This window comes from Nocardioides antri (assembly GCF_008373765.1).
Lineage (GTDB): Bacteria > Actinomycetota > Actinomycetes > Propionibacteriales > Nocardioidaceae > Nocardioides > Nocardioides antri.
Window position 1 is genome coordinate 1 of record NZ_VUJW01000218.1, and the last position, 269, is coordinate 269.

At 40.9% G+C, this 269-nt stretch carries 1 protein-coding gene; it reads right to left on the minus strand.

What is annotated here, in order from left to right; all coding sequences use genetic code 11:
• Positions 1–182, minus strand: a 182-nt coding sequence (locus F0U47_RS23055; RefSeq protein WP_223162882.1) for a hypothetical protein, incomplete at its 3' end; no start/stop codon positions are given.
• Between the last annotated feature and the right edge of the window lie 87 nt (positions 183–269).

Genomic DNA, 269 nt, shown 5'->3' on the forward strand with positions numbered 1-269 from the left:
GTGCTCTTGAAGAAATTGTTGCTTTCTCTGTTCATGAGTTCTGATCTGAATTTGCTCATTTCTTCTTCCATCTTCCTCATTTCGGCATCGAAGCGCTCTCTGATGCTTGAGAATTCTGTATCGATAACCGAAAAATCGCCAAGCTTGATGGGGATATTTCTCTTGAGACCACTGTCAGCCATTTTTCACGTTATTTGCCGCGTGGAAATTGTAGAAACTAAACAAACACTGAAACGTTCTCGCGTAAACACGTTTCACTGGAATAATAC